At 67.2% G+C, this 405-nt stretch carries 1 protein-coding gene; it reads right to left on the bottom strand.

What is annotated here, in order from left to right; translation table 11 throughout:
- Positions 1-405, bottom strand: a 405-nt coding sequence (locus FVP33_RS19220; RefSeq protein WP_147785273.1) for an ATP-binding cassette domain-containing protein, incomplete at both ends; no start/stop codon positions are given.

The following is a 405-nucleotide window of genomic DNA, read 5'->3' as shown; positions in this document are numbered from 1 at the left end:
CGGGTTGAGGGTCGAGTACGGGTCCTGGAACACGATCTGGATCTGCGACGGCCTGCGATACCTGCGACCTGGGGGGAGAAGTTGCCCAGAGAAGCTGAGCTTGCCCACATCCGGACTCTCGCGTCCCGCGATGCAGCGGGCGAGCGTGCTCTTGCCCGATCCGCTCTCCCCAACGATGGCGACGATCTCACCCCGACCGACCGTTACGTCGACATCGATGCGTGCTGCGTGCGCTACGGACGATATTCCGAGTCCGGGCACCTGCAGGAGTGCCGTGGTGTCGTCGTGCGCCGCCTCTGCCGGTCGCAGCCGGTCGAGGCTCGGGCTGGCGTCGAGCAGCGCGCGCGTGTAATCGTGCGCCGCGTGCGAGAGCACGGATGCCGTAGTTCCGCGCTCGAGGATCTC

The sequence above is a fragment of the Lacisediminihabitans profunda genome (genome assembly GCF_008040105.1).
Lineage (GTDB): Bacteria > Actinomycetota > Actinomycetes > Actinomycetales > Microbacteriaceae > Lacisediminihabitans > Lacisediminihabitans profunda.
This window is presented reverse-complemented; position numbering and strand designations above follow the sequence as displayed.